Origin of the sequence: Oceanobacillus senegalensis (assembly GCF_900176885.1) — a bacterium.
Taxonomy (GTDB): Bacteria; Bacillota; Bacilli; order Bacillales; family Amphibacillaceae; genus Oceanobacillus; species Oceanobacillus senegalensis.
This window is the reverse complement of the sequence record NZ_LT839648.1, coordinates 3,239,341-3,240,353: the sequence shown is the minus strand read 5'-3', so window position 1 is coordinate 3,240,353 and position 1,013 is coordinate 3,239,341. Positions and strand designations below refer to the sequence as shown.

Below are 1,013 nucleotides of genomic sequence, written 5' to 3'. Positions count from 1 at the left end.
TTTTGGAGCCAGCCGCCGAAGGTGGGACCAATGATTGGGGTGAAGTCGTAACAAGGTAGCCGTATCGGAAGGTGCGGCTGGATCACCTCCTTTCTAAGGAAATGAAAAAGCGTAAACGCCCGTTTAGCGACGTACGGACTGCGCCTGGCCATGCCAGGTGGTTCGATGTTACCACGCAAAGTGGTGATATTAATCGAACATTCCTCTATTCCAAGATAAAGAAAACATGCCCCTTCATAGGGGTATGCCGATGTTGGGCGCAACGCCCGATTTTAGTCGGCCTTCATTTAATAGTGAGTTGATGTTGACTTATCGTACGGAGGTGAAGGAAGTCTCGCTGGGCGTTGGAGCTAGATTATACGGAATATCTAAATATTTATTTGGAAAAATCATACTTGGTTGTTTGGTTCAGTTTTGAGAGAGTAAATGTCCTCAATTGAATACGGGGCCTTAGCTCAGCTGGGAGAGCGCCTGCTTTGCACGCAGGAGGTCAGCGGTTCGATCCCGCTAGGCTCCATTTTTGCACCTTGAAAACTAAATAAGAGTAATCTAACAAATGACATCAAATAGATTTATTGTAAAGCAAGGCTAATTTTATTAGCACGCTTATTCATTGTAACTTTAGTTAAGTGAATAAGGGCGCACGGTGGATGCCTTGGCACTAGGAGCTGATGAAGGACGGGACTAACACCGATATGCTTCGGGGAGCTGTAAGTAAGCATTGATCCGGAGATTTCCGAATGGGGAAACCCACTGTTCGTAATGGAACAGGACTTGTGTCTGAATACATAGGGCACAAGAGGCATACCTGGGGAACTGAAACATCTCAGTACCCAGAGGAAGAGAAAGCAAATGCGATTTCCCAAGTAGCGGCGAGCGAAACGGAAACAGCCCAAACCAGAGAGCTTGCTCTCTGGGGTTGTAGGACACTCCACATGGAGTTACAAAGGAATTCTTTAGACGAATCCATCTGGAAAGATGAGCCAAAGAGGGTAACAGCCCTGTAGTCAAAA

The 1,013-nt window shown here is 46.5% G+C and carries 1 protein-coding gene and 1 tRNA gene; both read left to right on the top strand.

Annotated elements, in window-relative coordinates; translation table 11 throughout:
- The first annotated feature begins 444 nt into the window (after positions 1–444).
- A tRNA-Ala gene (locus CAO17_RS15640) sits at positions 445–517 on the top strand.
- A gap of 223 nt (positions 518–740) precedes the next feature.
- The gene (locus tag CAO17_RS21445; protein WP_218775516.1) at positions 741–1,007 is read left to right on the top strand and encodes a hypothetical protein; all 267 of its coding nucleotides are present in this window, start codon (positions 741–743) and stop codon (positions 1,005–1,007) included.
- Positions 1,008–1,013 lie beyond the last annotated feature (6 nt).